The 20,893-nt window shown below is 69.4% G+C and carries 17 protein-coding genes; 2 read left to right on the top strand and 15 right to left on the bottom strand.

Annotated features, from left to right (window positions below; translation table 11 throughout):
• Positions 1 to 14: 14 nt before the first annotated feature.
• Positions 15 to 1,247 (bottom strand): diaminopropionate ammonia-lyase, encoded by a 1,233-nt coding sequence (locus AC1VVG_RS19755; protein ID WP_059559201.1) that lies wholly within the window; start codon positions 1,245 to 1,247, stop codon positions 15 to 17.
• A gap of 181 nt (positions 1,248 to 1,428) precedes the next feature.
• On the opposite strand from AC1VVG_RS19755, the gene AC1VVG_RS19760 reads away from it, so the two are divergent.
• Positions 1,429 to 1,905: an Lrp/AsnC family transcriptional regulator gene (locus AC1VVG_RS19760; protein ID WP_059559204.1), complete on the top strand. Its 477-nt coding sequence runs from the start codon at positions 1,429 to 1,431 to the stop codon at positions 1,903 to 1,905.
• A gap of 75 nt (positions 1,906 to 1,980) precedes the next feature.
• Here AC1VVG_RS19760 and AC1VVG_RS19765 read toward each other — a convergent pair whose 3' ends face one another.
• From AC1VVG_RS19765 to AC1VVG_RS19800, 8 genes are all read right to left on the bottom strand, one after another.
• A complete protein-coding gene (locus tag AC1VVG_RS19765) occupies positions 1,981 to 3,705 on the bottom strand; it encodes a tannase/feruloyl esterase family alpha/beta hydrolase (protein WP_049033783.1) in 1,725 nt (574 codons plus the stop codon).
• A gap of 28 nt (positions 3,706 to 3,733) precedes the next feature.
• The gene (locus AC1VVG_RS19770; RefSeq protein ID WP_034187604.1) at positions 3,734 to 4,882 is read right to left on the bottom strand and encodes a porin; all 1,149 of its coding nucleotides are present in this window, start codon (positions 4,880 to 4,882) and stop codon (positions 3,734 to 3,736) included.
• Positions 4,883 to 4,948: 66 nt separating this feature from the next.
• Complete coding sequence (mhpT, locus tag AC1VVG_RS19775; RefSeq protein ID WP_069246021.1) at positions 4,949 to 6,154, bottom strand: 3-(3-hydroxy-phenyl)propionate transporter MhpT; 1,206 nt, start codon at positions 6,152 to 6,154, stop codon at positions 4,949 to 4,951.
• A gap of 273 nt (positions 6,155 to 6,427) precedes the next feature.
• Positions 6,428 to 6,922: a MarR family winged helix-turn-helix transcriptional regulator gene (locus AC1VVG_RS19780; RefSeq protein WP_034187602.1), complete on the bottom strand. Its 495-nt coding sequence runs from the start codon at positions 6,920 to 6,922 to the stop codon at positions 6,428 to 6,430.
• Between the two features lie 134 nt (positions 6,923 to 7,056).
• Entirely contained in the window at positions 7,057 to 8,808 is a 1,752-nt protein-coding gene (locus AC1VVG_RS19785) for an acyl-CoA dehydrogenase (protein ID WP_482836061.1), read from the bottom strand.
• Positions 8,809 to 8,818: 10 nt separating this feature from the next.
• Positions 8,819 to 10,723 carry a feruloyl-CoA synthase gene (locus AC1VVG_RS19790; protein ID WP_034187601.1) on the bottom strand — a complete coding sequence of 635 codons (1,905 nt, stop codon included), beginning with the start codon at positions 10,721 to 10,723 and terminating at the stop codon, positions 8,819 to 8,821.
• A 101-nt stretch (positions 10,724 to 10,824) separates the two neighbouring features.
• Positions 10,825 to 12,276: an aldehyde dehydrogenase gene (locus tag AC1VVG_RS19795; RefSeq protein ID WP_034187600.1), complete on the bottom strand. Its 1,452-nt coding sequence runs from the start codon at positions 12,274 to 12,276 to the stop codon at positions 10,825 to 10,827.
• Between the two features lie 43 nt (positions 12,277 to 12,319).
• The gene (locus tag AC1VVG_RS19800) at positions 12,320 to 13,147 is read right to left on the bottom strand and encodes a p-hydroxycinnamoyl CoA hydratase/lyase (protein ID WP_021163522.1); all 828 of its coding nucleotides are present in this window, start codon (positions 13,145 to 13,147) and stop codon (positions 12,320 to 12,322) included.
• A gap of 169 nt (positions 13,148 to 13,316) precedes the next feature.
• Here AC1VVG_RS19800 and AC1VVG_RS19805 point away from each other — a divergent pair, with 169 nt between their 5' ends.
• Positions 13,317 to 14,207 (top strand): amidohydrolase family protein, encoded by an 891-nt coding sequence (locus AC1VVG_RS19805; RefSeq protein WP_049033264.1) that lies wholly within the window; start codon positions 13,317 to 13,319, stop codon positions 14,205 to 14,207.
• A gap of 81 nt (positions 14,208 to 14,288) precedes the next feature.
• Here the strand turns inward: AC1VVG_RS19805 and AC1VVG_RS19810 are convergent, their stop codons facing one another.
• The 6 genes from AC1VVG_RS19810 to AC1VVG_RS19835 form a co-directional block, all read right to left on the bottom strand.
• Positions 14,289 to 15,191, bottom strand: a complete 903-nt coding sequence (locus tag AC1VVG_RS19810) for an SMP-30/gluconolactonase/LRE family protein (protein ID WP_482836062.1) — start codon at positions 15,189 to 15,191, stop codon at positions 14,289 to 14,291.
• Positions 15,192 to 15,250: 59 nt separating this feature from the next.
• Complete coding sequence (gene araH / locus AC1VVG_RS19815) at positions 15,251 to 16,270, bottom strand: L-arabinose ABC transporter permease AraH (protein WP_482836063.1); 1,020 nt, start codon at positions 16,268 to 16,270, stop codon at positions 15,251 to 15,253.
• A 30-nt stretch (positions 16,271 to 16,300) separates the two neighbouring features.
• Entirely contained in the window at positions 16,301 to 17,848 is a 1,548-nt protein-coding gene (gene araG, locus AC1VVG_RS19820) for an L-arabinose ABC transporter ATP-binding protein AraG (RefSeq protein WP_482836064.1), read from the bottom strand.
• Positions 17,849 to 17,868: 20 nt separating this feature from the next.
• The gene (locus AC1VVG_RS19825; RefSeq protein ID WP_034187595.1) at positions 17,869 to 18,882 is read right to left on the bottom strand and encodes an arabinose ABC transporter substrate-binding protein; all 1,014 of its coding nucleotides are present in this window, start codon (positions 18,880 to 18,882) and stop codon (positions 17,869 to 17,871) included.
• A gap of 83 nt (positions 18,883 to 18,965) precedes the next feature.
• A complete protein-coding gene (locus AC1VVG_RS19830) occupies positions 18,966 to 19,895 on the bottom strand; it encodes a Gfo/Idh/MocA family protein (protein WP_034187594.1) in 930 nt (309 codons plus the stop codon).
• Between the two features lie 25 nt (positions 19,896 to 19,920).
• On the bottom strand, positions 19,921 to 20,850 hold the full coding sequence (locus AC1VVG_RS19835; protein ID WP_034187593.1) for a dihydrodipicolinate synthase family protein: 930 nt from the start codon (positions 20,848 to 20,850) through the stop codon (positions 19,921 to 19,923).
• Between the last annotated feature and the right edge of the window lie 43 nt (positions 20,851 to 20,893).

The following is a 20,893-nucleotide window of genomic DNA, read 5'->3' on the forward strand; positions in this document are numbered from 1 at the left end:
GGTCGTCATGTCGTTCAGGCCGCCACCGCCACGCGGTCCAGCCAGTCGCGCTGCCGCGCGCGCACCGCGTCGGCCGTCTCGCCGACGCAGTGCCGGTACACGGACGGCGCCGTCGCGCCTTCGGTATTGATCGCCAGCACATGCGCGTTCGCGTCGAGCCCGGCCTGCCGCGCGAGCGCCGGGTCGCGCATCAGTGCCGTCAGGCCAGCCACGCCGGCCGCGCCCGATTCGCCGGCGACGACCGGCACGTCGCGGGCGCTGCCGGCCGCAAGGCCGCGCATCGCCTGCACCGCGTCGTCGTCGTCGATCAGCATGAAGTGGTCGATGCACCTCTCGAGGAAATCCCATGCAAGCGGCGACGCCTCGCCGCACGCGAGCCCGGCCATCACCGAATCGACGCTGCCGGTCGCCTTCGTCGCACGGCCGGCCAACGCGCTCTGGTACAGGCAATCGGCCTGGCGCGGCTCGACGACGACGAAGCGCGGCCGCCGCACGCCGTCGCGTTCCCAGAGATAACTCGCGACGCCCGCGGCGAGGCCGCCCACGCCGCCCTGCAGGAACACGTGCGTGAACGGCCGCCCGTCGTCCTGCGCCGCCTGCGCGGCCGCTTCGGCGGCGATCACGCCGTAACCCTGCATCACGTCGCGCGGAATCGCTTCGTAGCCGTCGTACGACGTGTCCGACACGACATGCCAGCCGTTCGCCTGCGCGAGCTGCGCCGCGCAGACGACCGATTCGTCGTAGTTCCCCGCGATGCGCACGATCCGCGCGCCGTACGCCGCGATCGCGCGTTCGCGCTCGGCGTCGACGTTCGCGTGCAGCACGATCACGCAGCCGCAGCCGATCGCGCGCGCGGCGGCGGCCAGCGCCCGGCCGTGGTTGCCGTCGGTCGCGCTGATCACCGTCAGGTCGGCCAGCTCCGCCGCGTACGCGCCGGTGACGAGCCCGCGTGGCTCGAGATCCCGCGTGCGCCGCAGTCGCCTCACGAGCCGCACCAGCGCGATCGGCGCGCCGAGCGCCTTGAAGCTGCCGAGCGGCGAGCGGCACGACTCGTCCTTCACGCGGACGCTCGCGACGCCGAGCCGCGCGGCAAGATCGGGTAGCGCGCGCAGCGGCGTGCGCGCGTTGCCGACGAGCGGCCAGTGCGACAGCCATGCGCCGCTTTCGTCGGCCGATGCGATGTTCATCACGCGACGCAGCGCGTTCGGGTACGCGGTGCGCGACGCGCGCGGGTTGGCGATCAGCATGGCGGAGGGCTCCTGGGGCGGGACCGCGCGGGCGGTCCGTCGGGTGGGTCGGATCGGGCGAGCGCCAGTTGCGCTCGCCGTCGGTTCGAAAAATAATATTGCGCGGGCCGGTCAATAAAATCGCCAAATCGACGGCTTCAACGCAAAAATTTCTCATTCTTCCGAGGGCTCACGCGCGATCATGACGACCCCACTCGATGCGTTCGACCGCAAGCTGCTGGCGGAGCTGCAGCGCGACGCGCACACGCCGCAGGCCGAGCTCGGCGCGCGCGTCAACCTGTCGACCGCCGCCGTGAACCGGCGGCTGAAGCGCCTCGCGGAAGACGGCGTGATCGAGCGCTATACGGCCGTGATCGCGCCGGACAAGGTCGACCATCCGCTGACGATCGTCGTGAACGTCGAGGTCGAGAGCGAGCAGATCGATCAGCTCGATGCGATGAAGCGCGCGTTCGAGCGCTGCCCGCAGATCCAGCAGTGCTACTACGTGACGGGGGAATGGGATTTCGTGCTGATCCTCGCGGTGCGCAACATGGATCAGTACAACGCGCTCACGCGCGAGCTGTTCTTCGCGAACAACAACGTGAAGCGGTTCAAGACGCTGGTGAGCATGAGCCGCGTGAAGGTCGGGCTCGACGTACCGCTCGATCTCGGCGAGTAAGTACGCGCCTGCCGGCAAAAATGAAACGGCCGGCGCGAGACTACCCGCGCCGGCCGCTTCCCGTCGACGGCTACGTCAACGACAACTGAAGCTCGCCGCCGAATTCACGTCGCCCGAGCCGTTGTAGCGCGCGACCTGCGGATACGGGCACAACGGCCGCGTGCGTCCCGCGCCCCACGAGGCGGGCACGTCCGCATTCGGCACCGCGTTGGTCGTGTCGCGCGCGGCGGCCACGATCGCGGCAGGCGCCTGGCCCTGCTCGACCCACGCGACGAGCGGCGTCAGCATGTCGAACTGGTCGGCCGCCGGCCCGCCCGAACAGTGGTTCATCCCCGGCACCGGATAGAAACGCGCGAAATCCGACGCATCGCCGCCGTTCGCCTGCGCGACCTTCGCATACCAGTCGCGCGTATCGTTGAACGAGAACACCGGGTCGCCCGTGCCGTGATAGACGAGCAGCTTCGCGCGGCGCGCCTTCAGCGCGGACAGGTTCGTCTCGTCGGGCGGCGTCATGAACGACCATGAAGATTGCGTGTACACGCCGTTCGTCGCGAAGATCGCCGGTGCATCGTTGTCCATGTCGAAGCCGAGCGCGAAACCGGGCAGGTTCGCGAGCGCCGCGGCGGTTTTCGGCGGCGTCATGAACGTGAACGCCATCGCGGCCGGATCGAGCGAGACCGAATTCGACTGCTTCCACGCGGCCCAGCCGCCGCCGGCCACGCCCGGATCGTACGGAAAGCTCGCGTAGAGCGCCGTGCCCGCGCTGTTGCGCGCCCCCGTGAACACGTTCTCCAGCGCGGTCTTCTGCGCGGGCGTGAGGCAGGCGCCCGTGCGGGTGCCGTTCGCGCAGGTCGGGATATCGGCCTCGACGCTGAAATGCGCCTGGCACGCGGCGACGTCCTGCACCATCCCGTCGGCCGCGCCGTCGAGCGCATCGCATTTCTCGAGGATCTTCGCGCCGACGAACTGCCGCTCCGCATCGTTGAAGCCGCTGCGGATATCCGGCAGCCCGTTCGCGCCGGTGGCCGACGCGATCTTCGCGAACTGCTGCGCGCCGTACATCTCGCCGATCGCCGCCTTCGGCAGATGGAAACCCGGATCGCCCGCGATGATGCCGTCGTAGTCGGCCGGGTTGCGCACGGCGGTGACCATCGCGTGACGGCCGCCGTTCGAGCAGCCGCCGAAATAGCTGCGATCGGGCGCCTTGCCGTACGCGAGCCGGATCACCTGCTTCGCCATCGGCGTGAGCGCATCGACCGCGCCGTAGCCGTAGTCGATCCGCGCCTGCGGATCGAGGCCGAACAGCGGGTTCTGCGCGGCGCTGTGCCCGGAATCCGAGCTGATCACCGCGAAACCCTGGTTCAGCGCGTCGGTCAGGGGCCCGCCGCCGCCGATCTCGCCGGTCGCGGTCACGACGTTGCCGTCGAGCCCGCCGTTCGCCTGGTAGAAGAAGCGGCCGTTCCACGCTTTCGGCAAGCGCATCTCGAAGCCGATCGCATAGGTCTTGCCGTCCACCGCGCTCACGCGCTCGTTCATCTTCCCTTCGATCACGCAGTGCTCGGCGATCGGCTTGCCGGCCACCGTCAGCGCGCCGGCGGCCGCGGTCGTCACCGACGTGAACGACGTGTTCGCATACGCGAGCTTCGCGGCAAGCGCGTCGCAGGTCTGCGCCATCGCGGCCGGCGTCGCGGCGCTCAGGTGGGTCGGCGTGGAACTGACCGAGTCGTCGCCACCGCAACCGGCGAGCATGGCCGCCGCGGAGAGCGGCGCGATGCAGAGGAATGCAGATTTCCTGTTCAAGATATCTCCCGTTTGTCTGGCTGCCGGATCAGAACATGTGCCGCACGCCGACCATCGCGCCGAGCTGCCCCATCCCTTCGCCCGGCGTCGTGCCGGGCCCGCCGCCGCTGACCGCGTAGCGTGCGTGCGCGCTGTTCCACAGATACGACGATTGCGCATAGACGGCCGTGCGCTTGGTCAGCAGATAGGTCGCGCGCAGCGTCGCCATCGTCGCGCGCGTGTCGTGCGCGGTGTTGACGATCCGGTAGCCTTCGCCGTCGACGACGAAATCGGGCTTCACCGCATATGACGCGCCGACGAAGAACAGGTCCGAATGCGCGCCGGGCGCGGCCGGCGAACCGGTCGACACGCGCCGCCCGATCCAGCCCGCGCCGATCCGCGCGCCGGCGGCCTGCGCGTACGCGCTCACGTGCGTGCGGGCATCCTTGCCGCCGCTGCTGGTGAAGGCGACGGGGGCGATGCCGTCGAAGAAGTTGGCGGCCGCGCCGGTGCCGCCGCGCTGTTCCTCGTACGACGCGGCCGCGCCGAAATACGCGCTGTCGTACTTGAGCATCACCGACCAGTTACGGCACTGGGTGGCATCGCCCGGCACCTGCCCGGCGCACGTCCCCTGCCCCGGCGAGTTGCCGGTGCCCGCGCCGTCGCGGCCGAACGAATACGCGGCGCCGAGCGTCACGCCTCGATAGGTGCCGAGGTAGGTCACCGCGTTGTCGGCGCGGCCGTTCGGCACGTAGGCGTCGAACGAGCCGAGCCCGTAGATGTCGGGGCCGATGATGTCCGCGCCCTGCAGCGCGAGGTAGGTCATCGTGTACTGGCGGCCGAACGCGAGCGTGCCGAAGCCGCCCTTCAGCCCGACGAACGCCTGCCGGCCAAACAGCCGGCCGCCCTGGCCGAGATCGCCGCCGCGCACGTTGAAGCCGCTTTCGAGCGTGAACACCGCCTGATAACCGCCGCCGAGATCCTCCGTGCCGCGCAGCCCCCAGCGCGACGGCAGCTCGCCCGTCACGCCCGGCATGCGCACCACGTGATCGCCGGCCGCGTTCGCGTGCGACACGAACTCCACGCCCGTGTCGATGATCCCGTACAGCGTCACGCTCGACTGCGCGTGCGCGCCGGTTGCGGCGAGCGCGCAGCATGCGCCGGCGGCCAGCAGGCCGTTCCTTGTCTTCGTCTTCATATCGTTGCGTCTCCAGACCATGTTGAATGGCGCGCTCTGACGGCGCGTATCGAAAAAAGCGAAACCTCAGTCGTCCGCCTGCGGGCGGCGGATCAGCAGCAGCGCGGCGACGGCCGCGACGAGCGTGACAGGGATGCTCGCGCCGATCACGACGGGCGCGCTGCGGCCCATTGCGAGCAGCTCGGCGGCGGCGAGCGGCCCGACCACCGAGCCGAGGCGGCCAACGGCAACGGCGGAGCCGACGCCGGTGCCACGCATCGCGGTGGGGTAATAGATCGCGGCCAGCGCATACAGCACCGACTGGCCGCCGACGACGAACATCCCGGCCGCGAACGCGGCGGCGGACAGCCACAGGAGTCCGGGCGCGATCGCCAGCGCGGCAAGCGACAGCACGATCCCCGCGTACATGCCGCCGACCACGCGCGACGGACGCAAGCGGTCCATCGACATGCCGATGCCGAGCACGCCGAGGCCGCTGCCGATGTTGAAGAAGATCTGCACGATCCCGGCCTGGCTGCGCGCGAGCCCCTTCGCGGCCATCAGCGACGGCAACCAGTTCAGCAGGAAATACAGCACGATCAGCGTGCAGAAGTAGCTGAGCCACAACGCCAGTGTCGTGCCGGTGCGCGAGCCGCCGAACAGCGTCTGTCCGACGCTGGGGCGCGCTGCGCCCGATGCGCTGACGTCGAGGAACGCACGCGATTCGGGCAGCAGGGCGAGCAGCAGCGGCGCGAGCAGCAGTGGGCCGACGCCTCCGACATAGAAAATGTGCCGCCATTCGGTGTCGCCTGCGAGCAGCACGCCGATCAGCGACGCGATCACGCCGCCGAACGGAATCCCGCAATACATCACGGCCACCGCGCTGCTGCGCGAGCGTGCGTCGACCGCTTCCGACGACAATGCAATGAGGTTCGGCATCGCGCCGCCGAGGCCGAGGCCGGTCAGCGCGCGAACGGCGACCAGCATCGCGAAGCTCGACACCTGCGCGGTCGCGATCGACAGCAGCCCGAACAGGCAGACCGACGCGATCAGCACGTGCTTGCGGCCGATCCGGTCGGCCAGCCAGCCGCCGAGCATCGCGCCCGGCAGCAGGCCAAACGTGCCCGCGCTGAACGCGAGTCCCATCTGTGAAACCGAGAGCCCGAATTCGTGGGCCATGCGCGGTGCCGCGACGCCGACCGACTGCAGGTCGAGCCCCTCGAGCAATGCGATCGCGAAACACAGGCCGAGCGTCGTCGCGACGGCCGGCCTTGCGGCAACGGAAGTATCCATGTCGTCTCCTAACCGTGACTCGCGCGGCATACGCGGAACGCATGCGCGGTGTCCTTGCTTTATCGTGATCGGGTCTCGTTACTTTATCAGGTAGCCTGATTAATAACCCGAAAGAAAATCCCGTCGAGGGACGGGATGATTTAATAACAGGTAACCTGATATTTCAAGTGTCGCGAGCGCGGTGTTAACCCGCAACCCGTTCGCAACCCGGGCCACGCCGCGGCGTGGCCCGGCGCGGCCGGAGAAACCGGAACGAAAGACGCGGCGGCGTGCTCAGTCGCGCAGGTTGCGCACGAACAGCTCGAGCGTGCGGTGAACCTGCTCGACGTCGTCGGCGTTCACGTCGTCCCCGAGCATCCGGCGCTCGAGCGGCCGCAGCACCCGCTCGCAGTCGCGCAGGATTGCCGAGCCCTCGTCGGTCAGACGCAGCAGGATCACGCGGCCATGGCTGGGATCGGCCTCGCGCGTCACGAAGCCGCGGGCGGCCATCGCAACCATCACTTCGTTCGCGGATTGCGGCGTGATGAACGAGCGCACCGCGAGTTGCGCATTGGACAGCGCGCCGCGCGCCTCGAGCACCGACAGCGCCGTGTACTGCGCGAGCGTCACACCGAGCGGCGCGAGCGCATCGCTCATCTGGCGGCGCAGCAGCCGGTCGAGATTGCCGATCAGGTAGGTAAGCCGCTGCTGCGAACGCATGCGCGGCCTGGCTTCGCTGGCGCGGGCCGTGCGTTTCGTGCCGGCCGGTTTGACGGGTGTCGAACTCATGAACGTGTCGGAAGGAGGATCGCGGGCCATCTTACCTCACGCGGTCCGTCTATCGGCCCGTATATCGGCCCGCACGGCGGCTCGTGCCGGCCGGCGAGCCGCCCCGGGCCATCCACGCCCGGCTCGGACAAACCTTATGCCGCGGCAACCGGCAACGCCGCGCGGCAGCCCGCGTCCACCAGCGCGAGCCGGTGTGCGAACGCCGCGAGCGGATAGTCGAAGAAGTAGGTGCCGACCGCGCGCTTGCCCGCACGGAACGAATCGTCTCCCGGCGAATCGCCGACGATGCGCAGCGTGCGCGCCCACGCGAACGCGAGCAGCAGCCAGCCGACCAGCGCGAGATAGTCGTCCGCGACCCGGTAGGGCAGATCCGGATCGTGCTCGCTCGCGCGGATCACGCCGGCCGTCACGCGCTCGAGCTCCGCGCACAGCGTGGCGACGCGCGCCCCGGCGTCCCTCACCCGCTCGTCCGCTGCCGCCTGGACGCCCTGCGCGGCTTCCGCGCGAATCAACTCGAGCAGCGCGTGCAGCGCCTCGCCGCGATCCCCCAGCACCTTGCGCACCAGCAGATCGATCGCCTGGATCTCGTTGGTCCCTTCGTACAGCATCGACACGCGGCAATCGCGCACCGTCTGTTCGATCCCGTATTCGTGAACGTAACCGTAGCCGCCGAATACCTGCAGCGCGTTCGACGCGGCCGCGAAGCCGTTCGCGGTGAAGAACGCCTTGGCAACCGGCGTGAGCAACGATGCCAGCCGCGACGCCGCGAGCCGCGCCGGCGGCTGCGGATCGTGCGCGGCGACGTCGAGCCAGTGCGCGATCCAGTAGCCGATCGCGCGCTCGCCTTCGACGATCGCCTGCGCATCGAGCAGGATGCGGCGGATCGCGGCGTGTTGCGCGATCGGCGCCGCCCTGCCCTGCACGCGCTCGCGCGCATAGGCCGACGCGGCCTGCCATGCGCTCTGCGCATGCCCGACACCCTGCATGGCGACCTGCAGGCGCGCCGCGTTCATCATCACGAACATCGATGCGAGCCCGCGATGCGGCTCGCCGACGAGCCAGCCCGCGGCCGCGTCGAAACGCATCGTGCAGGTCGGGCTTGCCTTCAGCCCCATCTTCTTCTCGACGCCGTCGCACCAGACGCCGTTGCGCACGCGGCCGCCCGGCGCGTCGAGCCACTTCGGCACGACAAACAGCGACAGCCCCTTCGTTCCCGCCGGCGCATCGGGCAGCCGCGCGAGCACGAGGTGCACGATGTTGTCGGTCAGATCGTGCTCGCCGCCGGTGATGAACAGCTTGCTGCCGCTGATCCGGTAGCCGTCGGCGGCCGGGTCCGGCACTGCCTGCGTGCGCAGCAGGCCGAGATCGCTGCCCGCCTGTGGCTCGGTGATGCACATCGTCGTCAGCCACTCGCCGCTCGCGATCCTCGGCAGCACGTCGCGCTTCAGGCGCTCGCCGCCGTGCGCGCGCAGGCAGGCCACCGCGCCGTGCGTGAGCCCCGGCGACATCAGCCATGCATGGTTCGCCCCCGCGAGCATCTCCTGCAGCGCGACGTCGAGCAGATGCGGCAGCCCCTGGCCGCCGCAATCGGCGTCGAGCGCCAACGTCGGCCAGCCGGCGTCGACGTAGTCGCGGTACGCATCGCGAAAGCCCGCCGGCATCGTCACTCCGATACCGTCGAACCGGCAGCCCTCGAGATCGCCGGTCGAATCGAGCGGCGCGATGCGTTCGACCACGAAGCGGGCGGCTTCGTCGAGCACCTGCCCGGCGGTCGACAGGTCGAGCTCCGCCCAGTCGGGCACGCGGCGCCACAGCGCCGGCGCATCGAGCCATTCGCCGATCACGAACAGCATGTCGCGCAACGGCGCGCAATACGCGTTGCTCATCGCGCGCACCTCATGCCCGGTACGCCGTGCCGGCGACGATCACGCCCGCGTCGGCCGCGCCCGGCTCGTACATCCCGTCGACCACCGCCGCACGGTGCATGAGCACCGCACGCTGGTTGATCGAGCCCTTGTCGGTGACTTCGCCGAGATCGAGCGAAGGCGGCGTATCGAGCACGCACAGCCGCGTGACGAACGTCGCGCTGCCGGTCGCGTCGCGGTTCAGGCGCTCGAGCAGGTCCGCGAAGAACGCCCGCACCGCGGGCGCCTGCAGGACGGTGCGCACATCGGCATCCGGTGCCGCGCCGGCCAGGCGACGGCAATCGTCGATGCGCGGGAAGATCATCACGCCGACGTCGTCGCGGTTCATCCCCGTGACGACCGCGTCCTGCACGTACGGCGCGCCGTTCGATACGATCCGCGCGCGCATGGGCCCGACGCTCACGAAGGTGCCGGACGACAGTTTGAAATCCTCCGCGATGCGCCCGTCGAACATCAGGCCGATCTCCGGTCGCGCGGGATCGACGAAACGCACGGCATCGCCGCTGCGGTAGTAGCCCTCCTCGTCGAATACCTCGCGCGCGTCGTCGCCGCTCGCGCGCCAATAACCGGCCATCACGTTCGGCCCGCGAAAGCGCGCCTCGAGCTTGCCGTCGACCGGCACCAGCTTCGCGTCGCAGCCGGGCGCGGGCAGGCCGATGTAGCCGGCTCCCGACATCGGCCCGGTGGTGAACATGCACGATGGCGCGGCCTCGGTCATCCCGAGGCCCGCCATGATCCGGATGCGCTCGCCGCAGTGCGCGAGCGTCACGCGCTCGAGCCGGTCCCACGCGGCCTGCGACAGTCCGGCGCCCGCGAAGAAATACATCTTCACGCGCGAGAAGAAGGTTTCGCGCAGCGCGGCATCCGTCTCGAGCGCCGCGGTCAGCTCTTCCCAGCCCTTCGGCACGTTGAAATACACGGTGGGCGCGATGTCGCGCAGGTTGCGCAGCGTCTCGCCGAACTTGCCGGCGACCGGCTTGCCGTCGTCGATGTACAGCGTGCCGCCGTTGTACAGCGCGATGCCGACGTTATGGCTGCCGCCGAACGTGTGATTCCACGGCAGCCAGTCGACCAGTACCGGCGGCTCCAGACCGAACTGCGGAAACGTCTCGAGCAGCATCTGCTGGTTGCTGCACAGCATCCGGTGCGTGGTCGGCACCGCCTTGGGCAGCCGTGTCGACCCCGACGTGAACAGGAATTTCGCGATCGTGTCGCCGGTGATCGCACCGTGCGCGGCATCGACGCCGCCCGGTGTCGTGTCGAGCAGCGACGAGAAACGCGTGACGCCGTCCATCCCGTCGGGTGCCGACACGACCACGCGCTCGACATCAGGCGGCACCGCCGCGTCGAGCGCGGCACGAAACGCCGCGCCGTCCGACGCGAAGACCAGCCCCGGCGTGAGCACGGCGAGCGCGTGGCGCAGCTTGCCGTAATCGCTCGACACGAGCGAATACGCGGGCGACAGCGGCGCATGCGGAATGCCGGCCCACATCGCGCCGAACGCGAGTTGCAGATGTTCGAGGTCGTTGCCCGACAGGATCGCGACGGGCCGCTCGGCCGACAGCCCGCGATCGAGCAGCGCCTGGCCGATCGCGCGGGCGCGCTCGAGCATCTGCGCATACGTGATGCCGATCCACGTACCGTCGGGCCCGCGCCGCGCGACCAGCCAGCGGTCCGGATGCGCGCGCGCGCCGCTCGCGAGCCGGTCGGTCAGCCGGTGCGGGTACGCGCCGAGCGGGGTCGTCGCGCGCAAGGTCCAGCAGCCGTCGCGTTGCACGATCTCCGGCGGTGCCGTGCCGATCGCCACGGGGCGATAGCCGGCGGGAACGCGCTGTGCGGCAGCCGCGTCGCGCAGTTGGGTCGGATCCGCATCCAAGTTCTGTCTCCGGTCGGTTCCGCCCCGCGCGCGTACGCGCGCCGGGCGGAGACTTCATTGTGTCGTTGTCTTAACGGGGGCGCCGCGGCGCCCGGGACTGCTCAGATCGGGTAGTGACGCGGCGTGGTCTGGACCGTGATCCAGCGCAGGTCGGTAAACTCGGCGATCGACGCCTTGCTGCCGAACCGCCCGTAGCCGCTTGCCTTCACGCCGCCGAACGGCATCTGCGCCTCGTCGTGCACCGTCGGCCCGTTGATGTGGCAGATGCCCGATTCGATCTGCTTCGCGACCTGCATCGCGCGCGCGATATCGCGGCTGAACACCGCCGCCGACAGCCCGTACTCGCTGTCGTTCGCGGCCGCGAGCGCGGCGGCGTCGCCGTCGACGCGCTGCACGGTCACCACCGGCCCGAACGATTCGTCCGCATACAGCTGCATGTCGCGCGTGACACCGTCGACGATCGTCGGCTGCATCACCGCGCCGTCGACTTCACAGCCGAGCGGCAGCGCGGCGCCGTGCGCGCGCGCGTCGTCCACCATCGCCGCGATCCGCCGCGCGGCGGCCGCGCTTTCGAGCGTGCCCAGCACGACGCCCGGCGCGGCCGGGTTGCCGGCCTTCAGCGTGCGTGCCTTCGCGACGAGCCGTTCGACGAACGCATCGGCAACCTTGCGATCGACGATCACGCGCTCGGTCGACATGCAGATCTGCCCCTGGTTGAAGAACGCGCCGAACGCGACCGCCTCGACCGCCGCGTCGAGATCGGCGTCGTCGAGCACGAGCACCGGCGCCTTGCCGCCGAGTTCAAGCAGCGCCGGCTTCAGGTGCTGCGCGGCGAGCGTCGCGACGATGCGGCCGACGCGTGTCGAACCGGTGAAGTTCACGCGGCGCACCGCCGGGTTCGCGATCAGCCGCTCGACGATCGCCGGCGCGTCCCGCGGCGCATGCGTGATCACGTTGACCACGCCGTCGCCGAGCCCTGCGTCGTGCAGCACGCTGCCGATCAGCCGGTGCACGCCCGGACACCCCTCCGACGCCTTCAGCACCACCGTGTTGCCGCAGGCGAGCGGCATCGCGAGCGCACGGGTCGCGAGAATCACCGGCGCATTCCACGGCGCGATCCCGAGCACGACACCGCACGGCTGGCGCACGGCCATCGCGAGGCTGCCGGGCACGTCCGACGGGATCACCGCGCCGTCGATCTGCGTGGTCATCGCGGCCGCCTCGCGCAGCATGTTCGCCGCGAGCATCACGTTGAAGCCGTACCAGTTCGCCATCGCACCGGTTTCCGCGCGGCCGGTTTCGATGAATTCGCCCGCGCGCGCGTCCATCCGGTCGGCCGCCGCGAGCAGCCGCCGACGGCGCTCGGTCGGCGCGAGCGCGGCCCATGCGGGGAATGCGCGCGCGGCTGCCGCGACCGCGGCGTCCGCGTCGGCAAGCGTCGCCGCGGCGGCGCGCGACGCCACCTGTCCCGTCGCCGGATCGATCCGGTCGAAGGTCCCGCCGTCCGACGCGCCGCGCGACACGCCGTCGATCAACAAACTCACTTCGTGCATTTCCGTGTCTCCACTCGGATCCGGTTGCGTGCGGCGGCGCGCGTCAGCGCTTGTACGCCTGCAGGCCCGGCTTGATGCTCTTGTCGTCGAGGAACTGCTTGAGGCCCTGCTCGCGCCCGCCTTCCGGATCGCGGTAGTTCGCCTGGTCGAGCTTCGCGTACAGGTAGTCTTCGTTCTGCTCCCAGGTCAGCTCGCGGCAACGCTTGAAGCCGTGCTTCGCGTTACGGATCACGACCGGGTTCTTGTCGAGCAGCTTCGCGGCCAGCGCGCGCACCTCGTCGCGCAGCTGCGCGCGCGGCACGCTTTTGTTGACGAGCCCCATCTGCGCGGCCTGCGGGCCGGTGAAGGTGTCGCCGGTCATGATGTAGTAGAGCGCCTGGCGATGGCCCACGGTGTCGGCCATCGCCTTGCTGACGAGGTTGCCCGGCGGGATGCCCCAGTTGATTTCCGACAGGCCGAACACCGCTTCGTCGGCCGCGATCGCGAGGTCGCACGCGACGAGCGGCGAGAAGCCGCCGCCGAAGCACCAGCCGTTGACCATCGCGATCGTCGGCTTCGCATACATGCGCAGCAATTGCCACTGCCAGCGGCTCGCGTCGCGGCGAATCTTTTCCTGCAGGATTTCCGGGCCCGCGTCGACTTCGCGGAAATATTCCTTCAGGTCCATCCCGGCCGTCCAGGCGTCGCCCTCGCCGGTCAGCACGAGCACCTGCGCCTCGGCATCGAGTTCGATCGCCTCCAGCACGTCGATCATCTCCGCGTTCAGCGTCGGGCTCATCGCGTTGCGCTTGTCCGGACGGTTCAGCGTCACCCATGCGATCCCGCCCTCGACCTCGACCTTCACCGTTTTCCAGCGCCCTTCGTAACCCATTTTCGTTCTCCAATGACGATGCCGCCCTGTGCGACTCGCGACCAATTTACTATCAGGTAACCTGATATGTAAAGTAGAATGGAAGCGGCTCCGGACAAACCCCTAAACGGGCCCGGACAGCCGATTTCGCGCCGTGCCGGCCGACGAATCACGACATGAGGAGACACGCTTGGACATCGACAACCTGATCGCCATCGACACGCACGTGCATGCCGAGGTGTCGTGCTGCCAGCCGCCGGACCTGTTCGCGAAGGCATTCGACGACGCGGCCGACAAGTACTTCGGCACCGTGCTGAAGCAGGGCCGTCGGCCGACCATTCCGGAGACGATCGCGTATTACCGCGAGCGCCGGATCGGCTTCGTGATGTTCACCGTCGACTGCGAGACGAACATCGGCCGGCGGCGCATTCCGAACGAGGAAATCGCGCAATTCGCGCGGGACAACGCCGACGTGATGATCGCGTTCGCGAGCATCGACCCGCACAAGGGCCGCTTCGGCGCGCGCGAGGCGCGCCGCCTGATCGACGAGCACGGCGTGAAAGGCTTCAAGTTCCACCCGACGATGCAGGGATGCTTCCCGAACGACAGGCTCGCCTATCCGATCTACGAGGTGATCGCGGAATACGGATTGCCGGCCGTATTCCACAGCGGGCATTCGGGGATGGGATCGGGGATGCACGGCGGCGGCGGGCTGCGTCTGAAGTATTCCGAACCGATTCACCTCGACGACGTCGCGGTCGACTTCCCGGACATGAAGATCGTGATCGCGCACCCTTCATGGCCATGGCAGGAGCAGGCGCTGTCGATCGCGCTGCACAAGCCGAACGTCTACATCGACCTGTCGGGATGGTCGCCGAAGTACTTCTCGCCCGAGCTGGTGAAATACGCGAACACGCTGCTCAGGCACAAGGTGCTGTTCGCGTCCGATTTTCCGCTGATCCGGCCGGACCGCTGGCTCGAGGATTTTCAGGGCGCCGGGTTCCGGCCCGACGTGCATTCGCTGATTCTGAAAGACAACGCGGTCGCGTTGCTGGGGCTGCAGGCCGCGCGGCAGTCGTGACCCGTCCGGCCGTGACGGCGCCGGCAGCGCGTGGCGGCGCGACCGACCGCGCCGCCGCCCGCACCCGCCGCACCGGCGCGCTCAGTTCGCGGGCTTGCCCGCGAACCGCGCGGTCGGCAGCCCCGCGTAGCGGGTGCGGGCGACGAATACGCCGCCGGCGGCGGCATCGTTCGCCAGCGCATCGTCGCCGAGCCCGACGCGTGCGCTCGTCACGTACAACCGGCCTTCACCGTCGATGGCGACGCAGCTCGGCTGCGCGGTCGGCACGTCGACGCGATCGGTCTCGATCCCGTCCGGCCCGTAGCGCACCACCCGCCGGCCGCCCCACTGCGCGTTCCACAGCCCGCCGTCGCGATCGGTCGTCGAGCCGTCCGGGTCGCCGTCCGCATCGGTCAGCCGCGCGAACGGCCGCACGTTCGCAACGTCGCCGCCCGCACGGTAATCGCACGCGAAAATCTCGCGCACCAGCGAATCGCAGAAGTACATCGTCGAGCCGTCCGGCGAAAACGCGATGCTGTTCGCGATCGCGGCCGGCGGCAACGCGAGCCGTTCGAGCGTGAGGTCCGCATTGAGCCGGTAGAAGCCGCCGACCGCGCGCGGCGGCTCGGCGCCTTCGTCCTTCATCCCGAACACGAACGCGCCGGACGGATCGCAGCGCCCGTCGTTCAGGCGCGTCGGCAGATCGGGCTCGACGTCGACGATCCGCGTGAACGCGCCGCTGCGCAGGTCGAAGAACGCGAGATGCGTGGCGAGCCCGACGAGCAGCACGTCCGGATCGTCGGTCAGCGCGAAGCACGCGAGCCGCTCGGGCATCGCCCACGGCGTGAGGTCGGTGCCGTCCGCGCGGCAGCGCCACAGTCGCGCGCCTTCGATGTCCACCCAGTACAGCGCGTGGGCCTTGTCGCACCACGTCGCGCCTTCGCCGAGCGTGTTGCGGGTGTCTGCCAGCAGCGTCGCGTGCGCGGCCGGATGAGTCTGTTGCATGCCGTCTCCCGATATCTGTCGCGAATGACCGTCGCGTTCGCGGGCGGCCGCGCTGCCGGTCAGATCTTCATCGCGCGCCGCTGGTTGCGACGATACTGGTCGAACAGCACCGCGAGCAACAGAATTCCGCCGCGTATCAGATATTGGTAAAAGGTCGGCACGTTCAGCAGGCTCATCGCATCCTGCACCGCGCCCATGATCAGCACGCCGACCAGCACGCCGGAGATCGTCGCGACGCCGCCCGTCAGCGACACGCCGCCGAGCACGCACGCGGATATCACGCCGAGTTCGAGGCCGACCGACGTCTTCGGGTCGCCGAGGCTCATGCGCGACGCGAGCATCACGCCGGCGAAGCCGGTCACGAGCCCCTGCAGCACGAACACCGTGATCTTGATGCGCATCACCGGCAGCCCCGCGAGCAGCGCGGCCTCGCCGTTGCCGCCGACGGCCAGCACGTTCTTGCCGAACACCGTCTTGCGCAGCAGGAAGCCGAACACGACGAAACCGACGATGTTGCTCCAGATCGGATACGAGATGCCGAGGAACGACCCGCCGCCGAGATCGAAGAAGCGCTCCTCGGAGATCATCACCGCATCGCCGTTCGACGTGATGAACGCGAGCCCGCGCACGACTTCCATCATCGCGAGCGTGACGATCAGCGAATTGATCCTGTAGCGCGCGATCAGCACGCCGTTCACGAGCCCGACCGCGCCTCCCGCGAGCACGCCGGCCGCGATACCGAGCACGACGCTGTGCGTCGCGGTGATCAGCGTCGACGCGACGACGCCGGAAGACGCGACGATCGACGCGACCGACAGGTCGACCTCGCCGAGCGCGAGCACGAACATCATCGTCACCGCGATCGAACCGATCAGCGTGACCGACAGCAGGAGACCCTGGATGTTGCGCGGCGTGAGGAAGTCCGGCACGGTCAACGACAGCACCGCGAACAGCACGAGAAACACCATCACGATGCCGGAGCGGTTGATCAGTTGCCACACGCCGCCACGCGCGCGTGCGGGCACGGCGGCGGCATCGGGGGACGGGGAAGTGCGTTGGGGTTGCATTGCCTGGCTCATATCGGTTGCTTTCCGGTTGACTGCTCGCCGCTAGCGCGGCAGCGCGAGCTTGATCAGCGTGTCGGGCGTCGCATGCGCCTTCGCGACCTCGCCCGCGATCCGTCCTTCCTTCATCACGACGATGCGGTCCGACACGCCGATCACCTCGGCCAGATCGCTCGACACGAGGATCACCGTGCGGCCCGCTTCCGCGAGTTCGTAGAACAGGTTGTAGATTTCCGCGCGCGCGCCGACGTCGATGCCGCGCGTCGGCTCGTCCATCAGGAACACGTCGATGCGCTCGGCCAGCCAGCGCGCGAGCACGACCTTCTGCTGGTTGCCGCCCGACAGCGCGCCGATCGGCGTGTCGCCGTCGCGGGTCTTGATCGCGAGCCGCTCGATGTAGCTTTGTGCAAGCTCGCGCTCGCGCCGCCCGTCGAGCAGCACGCGTGCCGGGCTGAAATGGCGGCGCGCGCTGATGTTCAGGTTGTCGGCCACCGACGCGATCGCGACGATGCCTTCCTGCTTGCGGTCTTCCGGGCACAGCGCGATGCCGGCGCGCACCGCGTCGCGCGGGCTCCCGAATGCGACGCGTTTCCCGTTCAGCTCGACGTGCCCCGCGCTCGGGCGCACCGCGCCGTACAGCAGCTTCATCAGCTCCGAGCGGCCCGCGCCGACGAGCCCGAAGAAGCCGACGATCTCGCCGCGCCGCGCGGTAAACGACACGGGTTCCGCCAGGCCGGGCCCCGCCAGCCCTTTCGCCTCGATCAGCACGTCGCCGGCCGTGCGCGGGCGATAGCCGTAGACGTCCTCGATCGCGCGGCCGACCATGCAGCCGATCAGCCGGTCGCGGTCGAGATCGGCGACGGAATCGAACGTGTCGATGCGGCGGCCGTCGCGAAACACGGTCACGCGGTCGCACAGCTCGTACACCTCTTCCATCCGGTGCGTGACGTAGATGATCGCGCGCCCTTCCGCGCGCAGCGCGCGGATGATCCGGAACAGTTGCGTGGTTTCGCGCGCGGACAGCGAACTCGTCGGCTCGTCGAACGCGATCACGCGCGCATCGCGCATCAGCGCCTTGCCGATCTCGATCATCTGCCGCTGACCGATCGACAGATACTTCACCGGAATGCCCGGGTCGATGCGCTCGCCGAGCCGCTCCAGCGCATCGAGCGCGCGCGCGGCGAGCGTGCGCTCGTCGACCACGCCGAGCCGGCTCGGCAATTGCCCGAGCATCAGGTTCTCCGCGACCGTCAGCTCGGGCACCAGATGCAGCTCCTGGTAGATGATCGCGATGCCGGCCTCGAGCGCCGCGCGCGTCGACGCGAAGCGCTGGACGGTGCCGTTCAGCGTCAGCGTGCCGGCCTGCGGCTGGTTCACGCCGGACAGCACCTTCAGCAGCGTCGACTTGCCCGCGCCGTTCTCGCCCATCAGCCCGTGCACTTCGCTCGCGCGCACCGACAGCGACACCGCATCGAGCGCGCGTACGCCCGGGAACGTCACGGTGATGCCGTCGAGCGCAAGCAGCGGGCCGTCCGGCGGCGTGCCCGCTTCGGCGTCGTGGCCGGGCACGGCCGTCATCGTCTGCATCGTCATCGCGTTCTCGCCTCGCCCGCTCAGATACCGAGTTCGGCGCGCACGGCCTGCCAGTTCGCACGCGTCATCAGCTTGCCGCTCGTCTGCGTGTCGGCCGGCGGCGTCTTGCCGTTGCGGATCCAGTCGACGAGGTTCTGCGTGCTGTCCTTGCCGTGGTTGGTCGAACTGACCGCGATCGTCCCGTAGAAACCGGTCGGCTCCTTCTTCTGGAATTCGGCGAACGCCTCGCCCGCGCCGTTGATGCCGACGCCGATCACGTCGGCCGCCGGGATGTGCAGCTGCTCGGTCGCGCGCACCGCGCCGAGCACGGTTTCCTCGTTCAGCGCGTAGACGACCCATTTCTTCACGTTCGGATGGCGTGCGAGCACCGGCGCCGCCGCGCTGAAGCCGCCTTCGTCGTCGGTCGTCTTCTGCGGCGCATCGAAGATGTTCTCCTTGCGGAAGCCGTTCGCGAGCAGCGCCTGCGTCGCGCCGTCGGTGCGCAGCTTCGCGGTCGGCAGTTCGTAGTTGGTGATCCGCAGCGCGCCGACTTCCTCGGGCTTCCAGCCGCGCCGCTTCATCTCGTCGGCGATCGCCTGGCCGACCTGGTTGCCGATCTTGGTCGCCGACATCCCGAGGTGCGGCACGTTCGGCAGCGGCTTGCCGCTCGAATCGACGAGCTGGTCGTCGACCGTCACGAACTTCATGTTGTAGCGCTTCGCGCGGGACGCGATCGCCGGCCCGAGACGCACGTCCGGCGCGCAGATCACGAAGCCCTGCGCGCCTTGCGAGCCGAGGTTGTCGATCGCGGCCAGCACCTTCTCGCCGTCCGGCGTGCCGATCTTCACGACCGAGAAGTTCTCCTTCTGGCCGAGCGCGGACGCCGCGTTCTGCTCGTTGATGAACCACGCCTGCTCGGGCATCTTCACGAGGAAACCGATCTTCAGCGGCGCGTCGGCGCGCGCGGCGCCCTGCATGCCGAGCGGCGCGATGCAGAGCGCGGCGAGGAGCGCGCGCAGGGTATGTCGGCGAATCGTGTGAGTCGTGCGGTTCATGGGATGTCTCCTTGGTATCGGCGGGTGCCGTGATGTGTGCCGTAAAGATTCGTCGGACGCGCGTCGTGCCGACGCGCGCGGGTTCAGCGGCCGAACGCGTCGGTCTGCACGCGCCGGCCGAACAGGAAGGCGTCGGCGACGAGCCGCAGCGGCCGCACGTCGACGTCGCTTTCGCCGCGCGCGATCAATGCATGGAAGTGCGCATACAGCGCCGGATACTCGCGTTCCGGCCCGATCTCGACCGGCTCGCCCGCGATCGACAATTGCGCGCCGCCGCGGCTGATCGCGAGCACGCCGTCGGCCGTGTCGACCGCGATCTCCCATTGCTCGACGGGGCCGTGCCGCCAGTCGAATTCCGCGCGTACCGGCACGCCGTCGGTATCCGCGCAGTCGAGGTCGGCCGCGATCGGCGTCTGCACGTCGCTCGGCACGAACAGCGTCGCCTCGCGCAGCACGAGCTCGCGCGGCAGGATCCGCGTGACGATCGACAGCGCGTTGATGCCGGGGTCGAACACGCCGAGGCCGCCCGGCTCCCAGATCCACTGCTGCCCCGGATGCCAGCGCCGCACGTCCTCCTTCCAGCGCACCTGCACCGCGCGGATCGTGCGCGTCGCGAGCCATGCGCGTGCGGGCTCGACCGCGCTCGCGCAGCGCGAATGCCAGGTCGCGAACAGCGTGAGGCCGCGTTCGCGCGCGAGCGCGTCCAGCGCGGCCACTTCGCCGAGCGTCGCGCCCGGCGGTTTCTCGAGCATCACGTGCTTGCCGGCTTCGAGCGCGGCGCGGGCCTGTGCGTAGCGCACCTGGGGCGGCGCGCACAGCGACACGGCGTCGAGCTCGCGCTCGGCGGCCAGCAGCGCGCGCAGGTCCTGATAGTTGCGGACGCCCGCGACTTCCGCGTGGCGGCTCGCGCACGCGGTCAACGCAAAGCCCGGTTCGGCGGCAATCGCCGGCAGATGCTGGTCGCGCGCGATCTTGCCGATCCCGACGACGCCCAGCGAAATCCGATCACTCATCGTGCGTGTCTCCTTCGCGAATCGCTCAGTGCGCCCAGCGCAGCACGAGCGGATCGAGCCGCCGCGCGATCGCGAGCAGTTCCGCGCGCGTGTCCGGGTGCAGTTCCGGCATCGGATGCCGCGGCCGCTCGCACGCGATCACGCCGCCTTCGCGCATCAGCGCCTTCGCGGTGAGGATCCCGGACTGGCGGTTCTCGTGATTGATCAGCGGCAGCCATGTCTGGTAATGCGCGAACGCGTCGTCGTGCCGCCCTTCGCGGAAGGCTTCGAGGATCGGCCGGATGCCGTCCGGAAAGCCGCCGCCCGTCATCGCGCCGGTCGCGCCCGCGTGAAGATCGGCCAGCAGCGTGATCGCCTCCTCGCCGTCCCACGGCCCCTCGACCGCGTCGCCGCCGAGCCGGATCAGCTCGCGCAGCTTGTTCGCCGCGCCCGGCGTCTCGATCTTGAAGTACGCGACCTGCTCGATCTCGCGCGCCATCCGCGCGAGGAACGGCGCGGACAGCGCGGTGCCGCTCGCGGGCGCGTCCTGGATCATGATCGGGATCGAGATCGCGTCGGACACGCGCGCATAGAAGTCGAAGATCTGCGCTTCCGGCACGCGGAACGTCGCGCCGTGATACGGCGGCATCGTCATCACCATCGCCGCGCCGAGCTGCCGCGCGCGCAGGCTGCGGGCCGCGCACACCTGCGTGCTGTAGTGCGACGTCGTGACGATCACCGGCACGCGGCCCGCGACGTGTTCGAGGATCGTGCGCGTGAGCACGTCGCGTTCGTCGTCGGTGATCGCGAACTGCTCGGAGAAGTTCGCGAGGATGCACAGCCCGTCGGAGCCGGCATCGATCATGAAGTCGACCGCACGCTTCTGGCTCGCGAGGTCGAGCTCGCCGGTATCGGTAAACGTCGTCGGGACGACGGGGAAGATGCCGCGGTAACGCGGCGTGCTGCTCGATGTCATGTTTCGCGTCCTGCGCCGGCCCTGGTAGCCACCGGCCGTCTTG

It is taken from the genome of Burkholderia sp. L-4 (assembly GCF_056856535.1).

What these genes read in the sequence shown, in the direction of transcription:
- AC1VVG_RS19755 (WP_059559201.1), bottom strand. Translation starts at nt 1,247, where the DNA reads ATGCTGATCGCCAACCCGCGCGCGTCGCGCACCGCGTACCCGAACGCG.
- AC1VVG_RS19760 (WP_059559204.1), top strand. Translation starts at nt 1,429, where the DNA reads ATGACGACCCCACTCGATGCGTTCGACCGCAAGCTGCTGGCGGAGCTG.
- AC1VVG_RS19770 (WP_034187604.1), bottom strand. Translation starts at nt 4,882, where the DNA reads ATGAAGACGAAGACAAGGAACGGCCTGCTGGCCGCCGGCGCATGCTGC.
- mhpT (WP_069246021.1), bottom strand. Translation starts at nt 6,154, where the DNA reads ATGGATACTTCCGTTGCCGCAAGGCCGGCCGTCGCGACGACGCTCGGC.
- AC1VVG_RS19780 (WP_034187602.1), bottom strand. Translation starts at nt 6,922, where the DNA reads ATGAGTTCGACACCCGTCAAACCGGCCGGCACGAAACGCACGGCCCGC.
- AC1VVG_RS19785 (WP_482836061.1), bottom strand. Translation starts at nt 8,808, where the DNA reads ATGAGCAACGCGTATTGCGCGCCGTTGCGCGACATGCTGTTCGTGATC.
- AC1VVG_RS19795 (WP_034187600.1), bottom strand. Translation starts at nt 12,276, where the DNA reads ATGCACGAAGTGAGTTTGTTGATCGACGGCGTGTCGCGCGGCGCGTCG.
- AC1VVG_RS19800 (WP_021163522.1), bottom strand. Translation starts at nt 13,147, where the DNA reads ATGGGTTACGAAGGGCGCTGGAAAACGGTGAAGGTCGAGGTCGAGGGC.
- AC1VVG_RS19810 (WP_482836062.1), bottom strand. Translation starts at nt 15,191, where the DNA reads ATGCAACAGACTCATCCGGCCGCGCACGCGACGCTGCTGGCAGACACC.
- araH (WP_482836063.1), bottom strand. Translation starts at nt 16,270, where the DNA reads ATGAGCCAGGCAATGCAACCCCAACGCACTTCCCCGTCCCCCGATGCC.
- araG (WP_482836064.1), bottom strand. Translation starts at nt 17,848, where the DNA reads ATGACGATGCAGACGATGACGGCCGTGCCCGGCCACGACGCCGAAGCG.
- AC1VVG_RS19825 (WP_034187595.1), bottom strand. Translation starts at nt 18,882, where the DNA reads ATGAACCGCACGACTCACACGATTCGCCGACATACCCTGCGCGCGCTC.
- AC1VVG_RS19830 (WP_034187594.1), bottom strand. Translation starts at nt 19,895, where the DNA reads ATGAGTGATCGGATTTCGCTGGGCGTCGTCGGGATCGGCAAGATCGCG.
- AC1VVG_RS19835 (WP_034187593.1), bottom strand. Translation starts at nt 20,850, where the DNA reads ATGACATCGAGCAGCACGCCGCGTTACCGCGGCATCTTCCCCGTCGTC.